13 protein-coding genes are annotated in these 17,286 nt (G+C 37.4%); 1 reads left to right on the forward strand and 12 read right to left on the reverse strand.

The window, feature by feature from the left end; all coding sequences use genetic code 11:
- Positions 1-78 precede the first annotated feature (78 nt).
- Positions 79-852 carry a nucleoside triphosphate pyrophosphohydrolase gene (gene mazG / locus K1I41_RS07825; protein ID WP_220639811.1) on the forward strand — a complete coding sequence of 258 codons (774 nt, stop codon included), beginning with the start codon at positions 79-81 and terminating at the stop codon, positions 850-852.
- Between the two features lie 36 nt (positions 853-888).
- On the opposite strand, the gene K1I41_RS07830 is transcribed toward mazG, so the two are convergent.
- The 12 genes from K1I41_RS07830 to K1I41_RS07885 form a co-directional block, all read right to left on the reverse strand.
- Positions 889-2,964, reverse strand: a complete 2,076-nt coding sequence (locus K1I41_RS07830) for a DUF349 domain-containing protein (protein WP_220639812.1) — start codon at positions 2,962-2,964, stop codon at positions 889-891.
- 147 nt (positions 2,965-3,111) lie between these two features.
- Positions 3,112-3,855 carry a shikimate dehydrogenase family protein gene (locus K1I41_RS07835; RefSeq protein ID WP_220639813.1) on the reverse strand — a complete coding sequence of 248 codons (744 nt, stop codon included), beginning with the start codon at positions 3,853-3,855 and terminating at the stop codon, positions 3,112-3,114.
- Positions 3,856-4,004: 149 nt separating this feature from the next.
- On the reverse strand, positions 4,005-5,402 hold the full coding sequence (locus K1I41_RS07840) for a tetratricopeptide repeat protein (protein WP_220639814.1): 1,398 nt from the start codon (positions 5,400-5,402) through the stop codon (positions 4,005-4,007).
- A 102-nt stretch (positions 5,403-5,504) separates the two neighbouring features.
- A complete protein-coding gene (locus tag K1I41_RS07845; RefSeq protein WP_220639815.1) occupies positions 5,505-6,701 on the reverse strand; it encodes an aspartate aminotransferase family protein in 1,197 nt (398 codons plus the stop codon).
- Positions 6,702-6,767: 66 nt separating this feature from the next.
- The gene (locus K1I41_RS07850; RefSeq protein ID WP_255566900.1) at positions 6,768-8,426 is read right to left on the reverse strand and encodes an OstA-like protein; all 1,659 of its coding nucleotides are present in this window, start codon (positions 8,424-8,426) and stop codon (positions 6,768-6,770) included.
- A 131-nt stretch (positions 8,427-8,557) separates the two neighbouring features.
- Positions 8,558-9,829, reverse strand: a complete 1,272-nt coding sequence (locus tag K1I41_RS07855) for an adenylosuccinate synthase (RefSeq protein ID WP_220639816.1) — start codon at positions 9,827-9,829, stop codon at positions 8,558-8,560.
- Positions 9,830-9,933: 104 nt separating this feature from the next.
- Entirely contained in the window at positions 9,934-10,386 is a 453-nt protein-coding gene (locus K1I41_RS07860; protein WP_220639817.1) for a Fur family transcriptional regulator, read from the reverse strand.
- A gap of 131 nt (positions 10,387-10,517) precedes the next feature.
- Positions 10,518-12,737 carry a RelA/SpoT family protein gene (locus K1I41_RS07865; protein ID WP_220641835.1) on the reverse strand — a complete coding sequence of 740 codons (2,220 nt, stop codon included), beginning with the start codon at positions 12,735-12,737 and terminating at the stop codon, positions 10,518-10,520.
- 117 nt (positions 12,738-12,854) lie between these two features.
- Positions 12,855-13,643 carry a TrmH family RNA methyltransferase gene (locus K1I41_RS07870; protein WP_220639818.1) on the reverse strand — a complete coding sequence of 263 codons (789 nt, stop codon included), beginning with the start codon at positions 13,641-13,643 and terminating at the stop codon, positions 12,855-12,857.
- A 37-nt stretch (positions 13,644-13,680) separates the two neighbouring features.
- Positions 13,681-15,012, reverse strand: a complete 1,332-nt coding sequence (locus tag K1I41_RS07875) for a DUF58 domain-containing protein (protein WP_220639819.1) — start codon at positions 15,010-15,012, stop codon at positions 13,681-13,683.
- Complete coding sequence (locus K1I41_RS07880; protein WP_220641836.1) at positions 15,012-16,058, reverse strand: AAA family ATPase; 1,047 nt, start codon at positions 16,056-16,058, stop codon at positions 15,012-15,014. Before K1I41_RS07880 ends, K1I41_RS07875 begins: the two co-directional genes overlap by 1 nt.
- 32 nt (positions 16,059-16,090) lie before the next feature.
- Positions 16,091-17,284 (reverse strand): DUF4350 domain-containing protein, encoded by a 1,194-nt coding sequence (locus K1I41_RS07885; protein ID WP_220639820.1) that lies wholly within the window; start codon positions 17,282-17,284, stop codon positions 16,091-16,093.
- Positions 17,285-17,286: the final 2 nt, after the last annotated feature.

The following is a 17,286-nucleotide window of genomic DNA, read 5'->3' on the forward strand; positions in this document are numbered from 1 at the left end:
AAAAACATCTTAGATAACAATAATTTATCCTGTTGCTACCTTTAAGCAACAGGATTTTTTATTTTTACAAAAAAACAAATGAATACACGACAGCAACAACTAGATGCTTTTAACAGGCTACTGGATATAATGGACGATCTTAGGGAGAAATGCCCTTGGGATAAAAAGCAAACCCTGCAAAGCCTCCGCCACCTTACCATAGAGGAAACCTACGAGCTTGGTGATGCCATACTGGATAACGATTTGCAGGAAGTTAAAAAAGAGTTGGGCGATATACTATTGCACATTGTTTTTTATGCCAAAATAGGTAGCGAAAAAGAAGCTTTTGATATTGCTGATGTTGCTAACGAAATTTGTGAAAAGTTAATACACCGTCACCCACATATATATGGTGATGTAGCGGTAGAAAATGAAGAGCAGGTAAAACAGAATTGGGAAAAGCTAAAATTAAAGGAGGGTAAAAAATCGGTGTTAGAGGGTGTGCCTAAAAGTTTACCCGCATTAGTAAAGGCAAGCCGTATACAAGACAAAGCAAAAGGCGTAGGTTTTGATTGGGAAGCCTCGCACCAGGTTTGGGATAAAGTAGAGGAGGAGTTGCAAGAATTTAAGGATGAAGTAGAACAGGGCAATCAGGAAAAAATTGAGGCTGAGTTTGGCGATGTTCTTTTTTCGATGATTAATTATGCACGTTTTTTGGATGTTAATCCAGAAGATGCTTTGGAGCGTACCAATAAAAAATTTATAAAACGTTTTCAGTACCTCGAAGCTAAAGCTAATGAGCTGGGTAAACCACTTGCTGATATGACACTTGCCGAGATGGATGTGTTTTGGAACGATGCTAAAAAGCTGTAAAACAAAAAAAGCGACTTTTAAAGTCGCTTTTTTTGTTTAGTTATCGTTTTCGCCGTTATTATCAGCTTCTGCCTGTTGTTTGTTAAAAGCACGCAGTTGTTTTAGCTTTTCCTTCCACATTTTTAAATCCTCTTTGTGGCGGTCAATATTTTTATGCACTTCTTTTAAAAACGGATTGTCTGACTTGGCATTGGATATAAACTGAATGTTGTTTTCCAATTGCAGTATTTCACCTTTTACCTCGTCTATTTTACGCATAATGAAAATCTGTTCATTCTGCATTTTACGACTATCTTCATTCTCTGCAAGGTGTTCTAAACGGTTATTAAACTTAACCATTTCCGTTTCTTTTTTCGATAAACTTAATTTATCAAACAAAGCATCTAGTATCTTATTAAATTTCCCTTCAATATGCCTTCTGGCTTGTGGTACGCGCCCTATAGCCTTCCAGTTATCAATATGCTTTTTAATCGCATCAAGGTCGGTTTTATGGTCGCCTACTAGTTCAAATTCTTTTAAAGACTCTAAATATTCCTTCTTCTTATCAAAGGCTTCTATTTCATCTTTATTGGCTTCGTTACGCTTGGCATGGAGCCTATCAAAATAGTGGTTACAAGCCGCTTTAAACTCTTTCCATAACGCATCAGAGTATTTTCTGGGAACATGACCAATTTTCTTCCAGTCCTCTTGTATTTGCTTCATTACAGGTGTAGTGGCAGTAAAATCTTCGCTATCCTTTAACGACTGTGCTTTTTCTACCAATTCCTGCTTTTTATTCAGGTTGTCCTGTTGGTCTTTTTTGATTTCTTTATAAAAAGCATTTTTAACGCTATTAAAGTTTCTTACGGCACCTTTAAAGGCTGCCCAAGTAGCTTCGTTTACCTCCATAGGTACTTTACCCGCATTAAAAAATGCAGTACGCAATGCCTCAATTTTTTGTATTTGTCCTTGCCAACCATTGTGGCTAGTTACAGGCTCTTGCGCTATAGCTTCAATTTGCGCTATAATTTCTTGTTTTTTCTTTAGGTTTTCTTCTTCACGTTCTCGTAACGTAGCATTGTAGGCTTCACGTTTATCGTGAAGTTGTTTTGTTAATTCGCTAAAACGATTCCAAATCGTTTCACGGTGTTCACGTGATACAGGTCCTATTTCCTCTTTCCACATTTTGTGTAACGACTGTAGTTCGCGGAACGCTTTAATAATATCCTCTTCGTTAAGCAATTCTTCAACACGGACAATAATACGTTCTTTTTGCTCTAAGTTGTGCTTAAAGTCCATATCTCTTGTTTCCCTATCCAAATGAAGGTGGTCGTAAAAACGCTCCATATGGAAGTGGAAATTATTCCAAACATGGTTGTATTTATCGCGCGGTATAGGTCCTGCGTTTTTCCATCTGTCACGAAGTTCACCTACATGCTTTAAGGCTTCTTTCATGTTCTCATCACTATCAACAAGGTTTTTAAGTTCCTCAATAATAGCAAGCCTATTTTCTAAATTACCCTGTAAGTCGTTTTGTATTTTCTTAAAGTGGTTGTTCTTTCTGTCTTTATACTGGTAATAAATAGTATCAAACTTACCTTTTAGTGGAAAATTATACTCAAAACCATCAGTTTCGCCGTCATTCTCATTACTGTATTCTTCTTTTTTTTCCTCTATAAGATGGTTGTACTTTGCATAAAATTCTTTGCGAATATCCTCTATAGCTCCTTTTACCGACATTACATTTTCAGCCTGAGCAAATTTTTCTAAGGCGTCAGCAAGCTCTTCCATAGAAAGTGCTTCGTAATTCAACTCAGGAAGTTCTTCTTTTTCCTTAGCAGTGCCATTTTCATCATCTTCGGCATTACTTTCGTCAATAACATCTACAGCAGTACGTTCGTTATCAGCTTCACCGTCAGGCTTTGCCTTACCTTTATTTAGCATTTCTTCAGGTGCAAAAGGCAATTGTCCTTCTGTTTGGTGGATAGATGTTATATCTTCTGCATCGTCTATATCCTCGTCTATATCCTCAATTTTACTACCAGGCAGGTAGCCATTCTCGAAGGTATCTCCAGCTCCTGTAATTGAATCTCCATCTGCATTTTGCAGGTTATCATTCTTTTCTTCTAACATTGTGTAAATGCTTAATAATTATACTACTTTGATTGCGAAAGATAGTAAAGGCAACTTAAAATTCAAAGGAAAACATCAATTTACCTAGTATTTGATATTTTTTTAATGTAAAATAAATAAAATCCTTAATTACAATAGGTTACCCAATTATCGGTTCCAAATTTTCCAAGCCTTTTCTGCCTGATAAACAAGCATTTGCTTCCCGTTTTGTATTGTAGCTCCGTTTGCTTTGGCTTGTTTTAAAAAAGTTGTCTCCTCAGGATTGTATATTAAATCAAAAGCAATGTGTTCTGGTGTAAATAGGTTGTAGTTTATAGGTGGGCATTCTTCTATGTTAGGAAATGTGCCTACAGGCGTAGTGTTAATTATTATTTGATACTCTGCGAAAATGGCTGCATCCAAATCATCATACCCATACACCACATCGCTACTGGTACGCGATACAAAATCGTACTCTATATTTAGCCTTTTCAGTGCGAACGCCACTGCTTTTGAGGCGCCACCTGTACCCAGTATTAATGCTTTTTTATGCCGCGATTGCACCATGGGTTTAATGGCTTTCCTAAAACCATAATGGTCGGTATTGTACCCTTTTAGTTTTTTTTTACCCACTACTATGGTGTTTACTGCGCCAATACGTTTTGCATTTTTAGAAACACGATTTAATAGGGGGAGTACTGCCTCTTTATAGGGTATGGTTACATTTAGCCCTTTAATATTTTCGTTGTCTGAAAGAATAACTTTTAAATCATCTATACTTTCGATATCGAAGTTTTTGTATGTGTATTGTTTCAGTTTCTCTTTTTTGAATTTTTTGTTGAAGTATCCCGCCGAAAAAGAATAGTCGATGTTACGACCTATTAATCCGAAAACCTTTTTTTTCTTTTTCATCAGGTATGTTTTGTTGTTATCCTATTGTTTTATGATTTTGTACTGATTTTAGTATGCATTTTAACGATAACTCTATACAGGTACAAATAAAAAACCCAACAAAAATAGTATTTCTATTATTTGCTGGGTTTATGTAATTGTTAAAATAATTATTTTGTTCGGTGCTGTGCTAAAATATCTTGTACCGTTTTAAAGTTCCATATTGTTGGAAAAAACTCTTCCAATAACACATGATTTTTATAGTTTAGGCGTAGCCCGTTACTCATATGGAAAATACCTTTTTCGCTTTCACTACCCATAAAGTATAGCCCTGCCAATCGGTATTCAATTTCATATTCCTCTGGATAATACTCTGTAGCTTGTAGCAATGTGGCTATTGCCGATTCATTTTCGCCAATAAAGCGTAGCGTATCTACCCAAAATAACCATGTATCTAGTTCGTTATCGCCAAACTCTACTGCCTTGCGGTAGCCCTGCTCTGCTTCTTCATGGAAGTTGAGCTCTTTGTTAATAACGGCATAACGTTTCCAGTAGCGTTTGTTCTCATTATCAATACCAATTGCTTTTCGGGCGTAATATAGCGCCTTTTGGTAGTTTTGACGACGGATATAAAAATCGGTTATGGCAATCCATGCTTTATCTAACAATGGGTCTTCGTGTACCGTTTTTTTATAAAACTCTAATGCTTTCTCATAATTCTCTAAACGCTCATAACATTTACCTACACGTAATAATGCGAACGACGTAGGATCATCCAACTCCATAGTTACGGCGTAGCAATTAATAGCTTCATCATATCGGGCAAGTTTCTCTAGTGTTTTCGCTTTCTCAAGAAAAGCACCTAAAAAACTATCGTCAATAAGCGTGGCGTAATCAAAAGCACGCAGTGCTTCGTTATACTCTTTTAAGGTATAATGCTGCCTGCCTAGCTGGTGCCATGCTACCTCGCTATAGGGATTGCGGTCGATAAAACCATTTAAAAACTGTACGGCTTCTTTATTTTGGTCAAGAAAATCAAAACAGTATACTACATTGTATAATGCCGAATGGTCTTCTGTATCCTCGTTTAGGCATTTAATAAAACTATCTTTTGCCATTTCAAGGTTATCCATAAATAAGTATTCCATACCAATTAGCGAGTATACATCGGCATAATCATCTGTGTATTGTAAAGCAACATTTAAAAACTCTACTGCTTTAGTATGGTTATCTCGTTTGGAATATATATTGGCTTTTTGGATGTAAATTTCTTCGTTTGTAGGCTCCAAGGCATAAAGTTCATTTAATAAACGCTCTGCTATTTCTAGCTTGTCGTCAAATACTAAAAGCTCTACCTGTACTAATTTTAAGCCTGTAGCTCTGGGGTGTTGCTCCAAACCTAGTTTTAAGGCTTTTTTGGCTAAATTAACCTTTCCGCTATCGAGGTAATGAAGTATGATATCTTCAAACTCTTCGGAATCAAAGAACAAAACTTTGTTGGTTTTCAACATCGATTCGAACTTTTTTAAGGATAAACTATGATCTTCTTCTTCGTGGCTCAAATGCATACTCCTATTGTTTAAATTATCCTTCTTAAAGTTACTCAATGTTTCGCTCTAAAAGAATTTATTCTGTATTGTTTTGAACAATTTAATTAACAATACTACTTGTTAATTTTCTTGCTGTTCATCAAGTATTTCACTCATAACTTCAATAATAATGCCACATCCTTTAGTTATTTCTTCTTCCGATATGGTGAGCGGTGGCGTTATGCGTATGGCACATTCTTCAAAAAGTAACCAAAAAAGGATAAGACCTTTTTCTTGGCAGCGAAGTATCACTTTATTAGTAATTTCTGCGTTTTCAGTCATGGCTGCTAGCATAAGCCCTTTACCGCGAACTTCTTTTATAAGTGGATGTACTAATAATTTTCGGAACAGTTTTTCTTTTTCCAAAGCCTGCGCCATAATGTCAGTTTCAGTCAATTCCTGTAAAGTAGCAAGGCATGCTGCCGCAATAACTGGATGCCCCCCAAAGGTGGTTATATGCCCAAGTTTAGGATTGTGGCTCAATGTATCCATCATTTCTGCCGATGTGGTGAATGCGCCTACTGGCATACCGCCACCCATACCTTTACCGATTACAATTACATCGGGTACTACATTGTAGTTTTGGAAACCGAATAGTTTGCCCGTGCGCCCAAAACCTGGCTGTATTTCGTCCAGAATCATTACTGTGCCTGTTTGGTTGCAACGCTCACGTACTTTTTTTAAAAAGTTATTTTTGGGCTGTATAAAACCAGCACCACCTTGTATGGTTTCGAGCAGTATTCCTGCTGTTTTTTCGGTAATTTTATTCAAATCCTCTTCGTTGTTAAATGTAATAAAATCAACATCGGGGAGTAACGGTCTAAAAGCTTGTTTACGCTCCTCAAACCCCATAACACTCATTGCGCCCATAGTATTACCGTGATAGGCGTTGTTGCAGGACAATAACTGGCTACGACCTGTTACCCTGCGAGCTAATTTTAATGCACCTTCTATAGCTTCTGTACCCGAGTTGGTTAGGTAGGTTTTACTGAGTTGTGGCGGCAAATGTTGTGCTAGTAATTTGCAAAACTCGGTGGCGGGGTGCTGTGCATACTCGCCATACACCATAACGTGCAAATATTTATCGAGTTGATTTTTTATTGCCCGATTAACACGTGGGTGTTTGTGCCCCAAGCTGGCAGCCGATACGCCTGCCACAAAATCGAGATAGGCTTTATTATTGGTGTCGTATATGTATGAGCCTTCGGCATGGGAAACCTCCATACCTAGCGGATGTAGCGAAGTTTGTGCCTGATACTTGTAAAAATCGTTAATCATGTATTTATGATGTTACACCTAGGGTAGTGTACTATAATTATAAAATTATTCGGATTGTAAATTTTGCTATTGCGATGGAGTGAGTTGTACCGTTTTAGGCTTTTCTTCTTTCGGATTGTTTTTATCGTAATCTAATGTTTCCTGTAGCACCTCCATAGGCTCGTCTGCCTCTTGTTTATCAGCTTTGCTTTTATTTACAATTTGCTCGTGTAGTTCTTTTTCTTCGGACGGAAATATATCGTCTTTGGTTTTTATCTGTTCATCGCCACGCCATATAAACCCTCGTAATTTCCTAACATTTTCGGGTAATTCCGACGATGGATAGGATTTACTCTCAGGATTCTTAATAGAGCGTATCGATTTTATTTTATTATCCTTGAGTCGCATACGTATTTTACTACTTACTCCTTTATCTATACCTGTGAGCTGACCTTTATCGTACATGTAAAAAATCTTTTCAGTATTTTTTATCAGGTCTACTTGGTAAAGTTTATTGTCTTTAAACTTGCCATACAAGTTTTGCCCTTTTACTTGGTTGTACCCTGTGCCCAAAGTATCTTTTTGTATTATAAAGGCGTTATTAATTACTTTTAACGAATCTATTTTTTCTGTTTCGGTGTTTGATATAAGGTGTATAATATCTCCTGTCATTTGGCTATCGCCATTCCATACTACAGGGTTCCGAATAAGTTGTGTTAATCCTCTTTTTTCATCCGAGTGTATCGAGTCGCACTTACCACTCATATCGGTTTTATAAAAACGTGCCTTGTTGTAACCCCTAACAACGCGCTCGCCCTCTTTACCTGTTATTACAATACGTTTTGCGTGGGTGTATAGTGAATCTTCTTCTACAAGGGTAACTGCCACCGCATGTTTGGTAATAAATAAAGAGTCTTTTTGTTTATAAACTTCGGCATAATGCCCCCTAACGTTGTATTTGTTTACGGTATCGGTAACTTTTACGTTGTTGGTAGCCGATGAAAAATCCCTGTTTCTATCGTAATAAATACTATCGCCTTCAATCCGTTGCGAATCGTATTTAATGTATGAATTTGTAAGCAGTCGGGCTAAGTTTTTCTTGGTATCGTAAAACCCTTTTTCAGTATAAATATAGTTTTCCTCGCTAGTAATTGTTGTAGGACCAAAAACATAGGCATGCCCCGCGTTGGTATAATAATCCAGATGATTGGATTGCAATACATATTCTGGGTTGGTAAGCGTTACTGCGGTAAGGAATTGGTATTTTTTCTGATTAATATAATACCGTCCCGATTTGCTTTTTAGGGTATTATCTTCGTTTACAATAGTACCGTAAGAGTTGTAATAGGCTTGTTGTGATCTTCTGTCAAAATAGAGCGTATCTGTAGTGAGCCGCATATCGGGCGATTTCATGGCTACGTTGCCGCTTGCAAAGGCAAAATCTTTATTGCCATTGTATTCGGCGTACTGGCTGTTCATGTGTATCGTATCGCCTTGAATAATACGAACATCTCCAAAAAGTTTAGCATAGTTTTCTTTTTCAAAAAGGTAGGCTTTATTGCACCAAATGGTAGCTCCGTTATGCTCAAACTGCACATCGCCAGTAAATACAACCGCACCAGGTATTTCACTTTCGTTACCATCAAGATGCTCCGTATCTATAAGTCGTATTTTTTTGGTTTTTTGTGCTGTTGCTACAGTACAAACTATAAATGCCAGCCCTATGTATAGTAGGAGTTTTTTCAAAATATAAAATTTGCTGCAAATTTACGCAAAATACATTACAATAGCTTTGTTGTAGTTTGCTTATGCATAACGAGGCAATACTACATAAATTGTATAAAAAAAGTGCTTTGAAATTTCAAAGCACTTTTTTTTTATTTTGTTATAGTTTGTGTCCTGTCTGGACCTACCGAAATTACTTTTATTGGTATTTCCAGTTCTTTCTCAATAAACTCTACGTACTCCTTAAATTCAGTAGGTAATTCATCGTAAGCACTCATTCCTGTAAGGTCGGCTTCCCAGCCTTTTTTCTCTACGTATACGGGTGTTACGTTTTCTGCTTCTATGTTATATGGCAAATGGTCTATTGTTTCGCCTTTGTATTTGTAAGCAGTACATACTTTAAGGGTATCAAAACCACTTAAAACATCACCCTTCATCATGTACAGTTGTGTTACGCCATTTACTTGTACGGCATATTTTAAAGCAACAAGGTCGAGCCATCCGCAACGGCGTGCACGCCCTGTAACCGAACCAAACTCGTTACCCATTTTTGCCATAGCATCGCCTACTTCGTCAAACAGTTCTGTAGGGAACGGTCCACTACCTACACGAGTCGTATAGGCTTTAAAAATACCAAATACTTCCTGCACGCGGTTAGGTGCAATACCTAAACCCGTACAAGCTCCTGCTGCTGTGGTGTTGGATGAGGTTACAAACGGGTATGTACCAAAGTCGATATCCAATAACGAGCCTTGTGCACCTTCGGCAAGTATAGATTTACCCGATTTCATAGCATTGTTAAGGTAAGCTTCGCTATCAATAAAAGTAAGTTCCTTAAGTGCTTTTATGGCTGTAAAAAACTCTTCCTCTAATTCCTCTAAGTTGTATTGTAAATCTACATCGTAAAACGCAATCATCGATTGGTGCTTGTCTGCCAAAGCTCTGTAACGTTCTTTAAAATCAGCTAGTTCAATATCGCCTACACGAATACCGTTTCTACCTGTTTTATCCATATAGGTAGGACCTATACCTTTTAATGTAGAGCCTATTTTGGCTTTTCCTTTAGCTGCTTCTGATGCTGCATCCAGCAAACGGTGTGTAGGTAGTATTAAATGTGCTTTACGCGAAATTAATAACCTCGATTTTATATCGATATTAAATTTAGCTAAGCCCTCTATTTCTTTTTGAAAAACAACAGGATCCATTACAACCCCATTGCCAATTATATTTATGGATTTTTCGTGAAAAATACCCGATGGTATTGTACGTAAAACGTGTTTTATACCATCAAATTCTAGGGTATGCCCTGCGTTGGGCCCTCCCTGAAAACGGGCAATAATATCGTATTTAGCTGTGAGTACGTCAACAATTTTTCCCTTGCCTTCGTCGCCCCATTGTAGTCCAAGCAGCAAATCTACTGTCATTACTATATAGTTGTTTGTTTATATGTAGTTATTGTTTCTTTCTAAAAACAAAAACCAATCCTTTGCAGGGTTGGTTTGCCGTTATTGCAACTCGTTACTTAATATTACTCATCAGTAGCGGGTTGCTTTTTATTTCCGTAAAGGTATAACGAGTGGTTGTGTATCTCGATACCAAAAATTTCTTCTATCGTTTGTTTGATTGACTGTATTCTGGGGTCGCAAAATTCTATAACTTCACCCGTATCAGTCATTATAATATGGTCGTGTTGCTTATCAAAGTACGATTTCTCATAATGTGCTTGGTTTTGTCCAAACTGATGTCTCCTAACTAAATTACAGCCCAACAATAATTCTATCGTATTGTATAGCGTTGCACGGCTAACACGATAGTTTTTGTTTTTCATTTTTATGTAAAGCGATTCAATATCAAAATGCTCTTCACTATTGTAAATTTCCTGAAGTATGGCATAACGCTCTGGCGTTTTTCGGTGCCCTTTATCCTCTAAAAACTTAGTGAAGACGTTTTTTACAATTTCCTGATTTTTATTGTTGTCCATTATAATAGGTGTCAAAAGACAAAGATAATCTAATTTTTTTGAAGTAAAATATTATTGTTTAAATGTAATGGATTTATGCCCACAAATGACTTAGCTTATATACTAAAACTTACGATTTGTATTGTTGTTCATCAATTATTAGGAATCCGAGTTACCTTGTCAATACCGTCTATTTTTTTAATGTTATCCATTAGTTTTTTCAGTATTGTATTGTTTTGTACAATTACAGTTAACTGACCGTTAAAAACACCTGCATCGCCACTGAGTGAAATGCTTTGTATGTTTACGTGCATAATGTTGGATACCACTTTTGTAAGGGCATTGGTAAGCCCCAAGGTATCCATCCCTGTAATTTTGATGGTGGCTTTAAACTCTTCTTGAGAAGAATCAATCCATTTGGCAGTAATAATACGGTAGGCGTAGTTAGATTGTAACCTAATGGCATTGGGGCAATCTTTTTTATGTACTTTAATACCCTCGTTTATAGTTATAAACCCGAAAACTTTATCGCCTGGTATTGGGTTGCAACAATTGGATAATTTATAATCGAGCTTATCTTCGTTTTTACCAAAAACCAGTAAATCGTAGTTACGGCTAATCTCCTCTTTTTGAAGTTGCTCTTGCGGTACGCTAGGGGTACGCTTAATTTTATTTTTAAAGAAGTTTACAAGGGTATTACTCTTCATCGCAGCAAAATCTTTTAGCTGCTGGTTATCAATAGTACCCACACCTACACGGTAAAAAAGATCGAGGCTTGTTTTGAGTTTAAAATAATTAACAAGTTCGTTTACGGTATTCTCGTTAAGTGTAACTTTTAAGTGGCGTAGCTTACGTTTTAGTAGCTCTTTACCTTCTTCGGCAATTTTTTTAGTACTCTCGTTAAGTACACTTTTAATTTTATTCCGTGCTCTGGATGTAGTAACGTAGTCCAACCAGTTTGGGTTGGGTTTTTGGTTGGCAGATGTAATTACTTCCACTTGGTCGCCACTGGCAAGTACATGGTTTAAAGGCTCTAATTTCCCGTTTACGCGTGTACCCCGAGTATGCAAACCAATTTCTGAGTGTATACTAAAAGCAAAATCCAGTGATGTAGCACCTTTAGGCAACGATTTAATTTCGCCTTTAGGGGTAAACACATAAATTTCTTTGGAATATAAGTTCAACTTAAAATCTTCTACAAAATCAACAGCGTTACTGGATGTATTCTCTAGTGCTTCTTTTAGTAGGTTGAGCCATTTTTCCAGTCCATGCTCTCCGTCGCTACCCTGTTTGTATTTGTAGTGTGCTGCATAGCCTTTCTCGGCTATTTCGTCCATACGTTCACTACGTACCTGTATTTCTACCCAGCGTCCTTTAGGTCCCATAACAGTTATGTGGAGTGCCTCATACCCTGTAGATTTTGGCGATGATATCCAGTCGCGCAATCGGCTAGGGCTAGGGCGGTAGTGGTCGGTAACGATAGAGTATATTTTCCAAGCAAGAAACTTTTCTTCCTGTTGGTTGGCTTTGTATATAATGCGGAGTGCAAATTTATCGTAAACCTCATCAAACGTAACCCCTTGGTTGAGCATTTTACGCCGTATGGAGTATATGGATTTTGGACGCCCTTTTATTACATACTCTATATTCTCACTATCAAGAGATTGTTTTAATACTTCCGATATCGATTCGATATAAGCATCTTGCTCCTCTTTGCTCTCCTTCATTTTGCTCAATATACTGTTGTATACGGCAGGTTCAGTATATTTAAGCCCTAGGTCTTCAAGTTGGTTTTTTATGTTGTATAATCCTAGCCTATGCGCTAAAGGGGCATAAATGTATAATGTTTCTGATGCTATTTTGGCTTGCTTATAATCTACCATAGCCTCCATAGTTTGCATGTTGTGCAACCTATCGGCTATTTTAATGAGTATTACCCGAACATCATCATTTAATGTGAGTAGCATTTTGCGAAAGTTTTCCGCCTGCATGGATATTTCTTGATCGGTTTTTACCTTAGCAATTTTAGTTAATCCCTCTACAATTTGTGCTACTTTGGGGTTAAATAAGTCTTCTATTTCCTCAACGGTAATATCAGTATCTTCTACTACATCATGGAGCAGGGCGGAAGCAATAGAGGTTGCACCCAGTCCAATTTCTGACGCTACAATTTTTGCCACAGCAATAGGGTGAAAGATGTAGGCTTCTCCCGATTTCCTGCGCTGGTCTTTGTGTGCTTCTACAGCAACATCAAAAGCTTTTCGGATTAGCTTTTTGTCGTCGATACTAAGTGTTTGGTAACTAATGCGGAGAAGCTCCTTATATTCTTTGGCTATTGCCTTATTTTCTTGCTCAATATCTATTGTTGTCATACTCATAGTTCAATAGTCTAAAATTAGGCAAATGATTTGTGATTAACAACAACTGAGTAGTTATTATAAACAAATAATAGCTATTAGAAATGCTAGAGTACTATTGGAGAGGTTATGTTAAAAACCGCGTTGTCGTTTCGCTTCAAAAATAAGTATTGCTGCTGCTACCGACACATTCATAGAGTCGATTTCGCCCTGCATCGGGATTATTATGTTCTGTTTGGCAGCCTCGCGCCATTCCTGTGTTAACCCTGTAGCTTCTGTGCCAACTACTAAGGCAGTAGGAGTAGTATAATCTTCAACATGGTAAGGGTTTGCATTTTGTAGTGTGGCGCAGTACATAGCGATGTTATTACTATTTAAATAGGCTATTACTTCTGCTGTGGTACCTGTAGCTATGGCATTGGTAAACAAACAGCCTACACTAGAGCGTATTATATTGGGGTTGTATAAATCGGTTTTTGGGTTGGCAATAATAACGGCATCAACACCTGCAGCATCGGCAGTACGTAATAATGCGCCAATATTACCTGGTTTTTCGGGTGCTTCGGCTACAACAACAAGTGGATTTTTTCCTAATTCTAAGCTTTCCAAGCTAAGTGTCTTGGACTGTGCTACTGCAATAACACCTTCGGTAGTATCGCGGTAGGCTAGCTTTTGGTATACTTCTCTTGATATTTCGATGTACGTTGCATTGCGTCCGCCTAATCGTGTTACTTCGTTCTCAGTAATTAACTCAGGTACAAAAAGTACAGTTTCTATACCATACCCACCTTTGTTGGCAAGCATAATTTCGCGTTGCCCTTCTATTAAAAACGTACCCGATTGTTTGCGTGCTTTGGCTTTTTCTTGTAGCTGTACGAGTTGCTTTATATAGGGGTTTTGTATGCTTGTAATTTGTTTCATGCCTAGCTTTTTTAAGGGTAGCAAAGTTAGCTACAAATTATAATGCCCCTCTTGCTTTAATTTCGAGATATTTATTAATGCTATCAATAGTTAAATTTTCGGGTTTTGTTAGTACCGAATAAATACCATATTTCATTAATTCGTTTACAATAAGTCTTTTTTCAAAGGCAAACTTTTCGGCAATTACTTTATCGTACACTTCCTGTACGTTTGTTGCACTTTTGTTTATAAGCGAGTCGAGTTCTGTATTCTCAAAAAATATAACAACTAACAAGTGGTTTTTTGCAATACCTTTTAGGTAGGGTAGTTGGCGGTTAAGCCCATCTAACGTTTCAAAATTAGTGTATAGCAGTATAAGACTACGCTGTGTTATATTTTTTTTAATGTCAGCATATAATCGACTGTAGTCACTTTCAAAAAAATCGGTTTTAATGTTGTATAAACTTTCCAGTATACGCTGCATTTGTGAAGTACGACGCTCGGAAGCTACCCGATTTTCTACACGCTTGGAGAAAGCAAACATACCTGCCTTGTCTTGCTTTTTTAAAATTACGTTGCTAAGTACCAACGTAGCGTTAATAGCGTAATCCAAAAGGCTCAATCCTTCAAAAGGCATTTTCATAACACGCCCTTTATCTATAGCCATATATACATTTTGCGACCTTTCGTCCTGAAACTGGTTTACCATTAATTGGTTTCTCTTGGCTGTGGCTTTCCAGTTTATGGTACGAATATCGTCGCCCGATACATACTCTTTTATTTGCTCAAACTCCATAGTATGCCCTAGCTTTCGTATCTTTTTTAAACCGTATTGTGATAGTTGATTTGAAAATGCGATGAGGTCGTATTTACGGAGTTGTATATACGATGGGTAATTAGGCACCATTTGCCCTTCGCCAAAAGTAAAGCGACGTGATACTAGCTGTAAAGGCGAGCGTACGTAAATGTTAAGTCTACCAAAGTAATATTCGCCACGTTCTAGAGGGCGTAATTTATATTCAAAACTTTTAGTACCGCCTGCTTTTACTTTTCGTGAGATACTAAAATTGCGTACCTGAAATTGTATTGGTATTTCGTCAATAACTTTTGCAGTTACAGCAAACGAATACCCACTTTGCATTTTTATGGTAACGCTATTATCATCACCATTAGAAAATTTTTCTACAGTTTCTCGCTCTGCTTCAAAACGTTGGTTGGTAGCAAAAAGAAGCAAAATATCGATAACTAAAAATGCTAACAGTATATACACCAATAACCACGTGGCATTGTACAGCACTGGCAAAAAATAGGCTGCTATAAAACAGGCTACGATACCCGAAACGAGGTAGAAAAAGAAATTATTGAGATATAGGCGTTTAAAAAATTTCATTAACGGGGTATTTCTACGCTATCAATTATTTGTGTTATTATTTCGGGGCTTGTTAAGCCTTCCATTTCGCGTTCTGGCGCTACTACTACGCGGTGTTGTAATACGGGTATTGCCGAGTCCTTAATATCTTCGGGCGTTACAAAATCTCTGCCCCTAAGTGCTGCATATCCCTTTGCCGCATTTAGTATTGCAATAGAGGCACGTGGCGATGCGCCTAGATATAAAAAGCCATTTTCGCGCGTGTTACTTACAATTTTGGCAATATATTCTATAAGTTGTGGCTCTACAACAATTTGTTTTACCAACTCTTGGTACTTAATTATATTTTGCTGCGATAGTATTTCTTTTATGTTTTGTAGCTTACCCTTGTTTTGCAGCGCGTTTTCGCGCTGTAGTATGGTAATCTCTTCATCGAGGTTAGGGTAGTCGATAGTAATTTTAAACAAAAAACGGTCGAGTTGCGCCTCAGGTAAACGATAGGTTCCTTCTTGCTCAATAGGGTTTTGTGTGGCAATGGTTAAAAAAGGAGCTTCCATTTTGTAGGTTTCTCCTTCTACCGTTATTTGGCGTTCTTCCATTACCTCAAATAGTGCAGCCTGCGTTTTGGCTGGGGCACGGTTAATTTCGTCAATTAATATGAAATTGGAGAATATAGGTCCTTTTTTGAAATCGAAAGTAGATTTTGATAAATCGAATACCGATGTACCCAATATGTCCGACGGCATAAGGTCGGGTGTAAACTGTATTCGGCTAAAATCTAACGATAAGGTTTTTGCCAGCAATTTTGCTGTAATTGTTTTGGCTACACCGGGTACCCCTTCGAGCAATACATGACCGTTGGCGAGTATGGCTACCAAAAGTTGATCGATCATTTTATGCTGCCCTACAATTACCGAGCTTATTTCGGCTCTAATAGCAGTAATACCTTGTTTTAACTCCTCTAAATCCAGTCGCGACTGGAAGTTAATGTTATCATTTTCCTGCTCTGTAGTTACATCACTTGCTGTGTGGTTTGCTATAGGGGCTTGCTGTTGCTCTTCGGGCATATTGCCTTCTGGATTTGTATTTTCAAAATCTGTCATAATCCTATTTTTTCAATGGCTTTATTAATAGCTATTACATCGGCATCGGTGCTCTCAAACTGGTGCCTGTGTTTTTTTATTAAATGTACTGCTTTTTGTATATCCGTAATGGGTTTGCCTGTTTTTAGCTGTAATTTTTCGATAAATGCATCATCTAACGTGTGTGTATCGATAAGATAATCGTTACGTATTTTTTCGAGGAGGTAAATAATTTTCTTTTCTATTATGGTGTGGTGGTTACCCTCCTGATAATATAAGTTACCTATGGTTTTGGCAAAATCGATAGTTGTGTTTTTAACAGGCGGAATTTCGGGAATTATACGTTGCCTACGCTTTGCATTGAAAATTATAAAAATTAAGATGGCTATTAGCCCTATATAGAAAGCGGACTTAAACCCTGGTTGCTCCAGCATGTAGCGCAATTTTGAGCCTGAAACACGACTGTTATAAATACTACCTGTACTCCAGTACACATCTTGTTGTGGTACATACCCGAGTATACCCTCAGCATATTGATGATAGTTGTTTTTTAGCAGATAAAAATTGGTGAAAGCTGCGGGTTGGGTGTGCAGTAAAAACTTGCCTTTACCAAAGGGTACGCTAATAAAATTGGTTTGTGTTTTGTTGGTGTAGCTTTGGTAACCCAATACAGTGGTAGTAAGTGTATCGATACTCTTAAAATAATCAAGACCAGCGCCTTCGTTAAAAAAGTGTTTTTTAGGTGTACCTACTGGCGTATCTAAGTATACTGCTATCGAATCTTTTATATAATAACCCCTATCAGTAACTACGTTAAGCGTATCGAGCAACACGTTTGGAAACGTTTTCATGCTCATTAGTACGGTATTGCCGTGCTCTGCAAAATAGAGCAGTTCATTTACCGATTCTCTGTCAAGTTCATTTTTTTCGCTAATATTTATAAGTGTCCCGTTAGCGTTGTATTTTTTTGTTTCATAATCGTAAGTAGCGTCAAAAAACTCATAGGGTGTAATGTTAAACCGCTCTACTTTTTGGTTCTTAAAAAGTCCGTCAATTTCATTATCTAATACGTACAATCCTAACGGAATTTTATCTTTAGTGTTATAAGTAGGCTCCCAGTTTATAGGTTTGGGTTTATTGGCATCTATGGTTATAATTATCCCTAGTGTAATTACAAGTAGTACGATATAAATGGTGAGTTGCTTATTCATCT

This window comes from Flavobacterium litorale (genome assembly GCF_019613795.1).
GTDB lineage: Bacteria > Bacteroidota > Bacteroidia > Flavobacteriales > Flavobacteriaceae > Flavobacterium > Flavobacterium litorale.

Bases quoted from the DNA above. Each gene is read 5' to 3' on its own strand.
- mazG (WP_220639811.1), top strand. From the start codon at position 79: ATGAATACACGACAGCAACAACTAGATGCTTTTAACAGGCTACTGGAT.
- K1I41_RS07830 (WP_220639812.1), bottom strand. From the start codon at position 2,964: ATGTTAGAAGAAAAGAATGATAACCTGCAAAATGCAGATGGAGATTCA.
- K1I41_RS07835 (WP_220639813.1), bottom strand. From the start codon at position 3,855: ATGAAAAAGAAAAAAAAGGTTTTCGGATTAATAGGTCGTAACATCGAC.
- K1I41_RS07840 (WP_220639814.1), bottom strand. From the start codon at position 5,402: ATGCATTTGAGCCACGAAGAAGAAGATCATAGTTTATCCTTAAAAAAG.
- K1I41_RS07845 (WP_220639815.1), bottom strand. From the start codon at position 6,701: ATGATTAACGATTTTTACAAGTATCAGGCACAAACTTCGCTACATCCG.
- K1I41_RS07855 (WP_220639816.1), bottom strand. From the start codon at position 9,829: ATGACAGTAGATTTGCTGCTTGGACTACAATGGGGCGACGAAGGCAAG.
- K1I41_RS07860 (WP_220639817.1), bottom strand. From the start codon at position 10,386: ATGGACAACAATAAAAATCAGGAAATTGTAAAAAACGTCTTCACTAAG.
- K1I41_RS07865 (WP_220641835.1), bottom strand. From the start codon at position 12,737: ATGACAACAATAGATATTGAGCAAGAAAATAAGGCAATAGCCAAAGAA.
- K1I41_RS07870 (WP_220639818.1), bottom strand. From the start codon at position 13,643: ATGAAACAAATTACAAGCATACAAAACCCCTATATAAAGCAACTCGTA.
- K1I41_RS07875 (WP_220639819.1), bottom strand. From the start codon at position 15,012: ATGAAATTTTTTAAACGCCTATATCTCAATAATTTCTTTTTCTACCTC.
- K1I41_RS07880 (WP_220641836.1), bottom strand. From the start codon at position 16,058: ATGCCCGAAGAGCAACAGCAAGCCCCTATAGCAAACCACACAGCAAGT.
- K1I41_RS07885 (WP_220639820.1), bottom strand. From the start codon at position 17,284: ATGAATAAGCAACTCACCATTTATATCGTACTACTTGTAATTACACTA.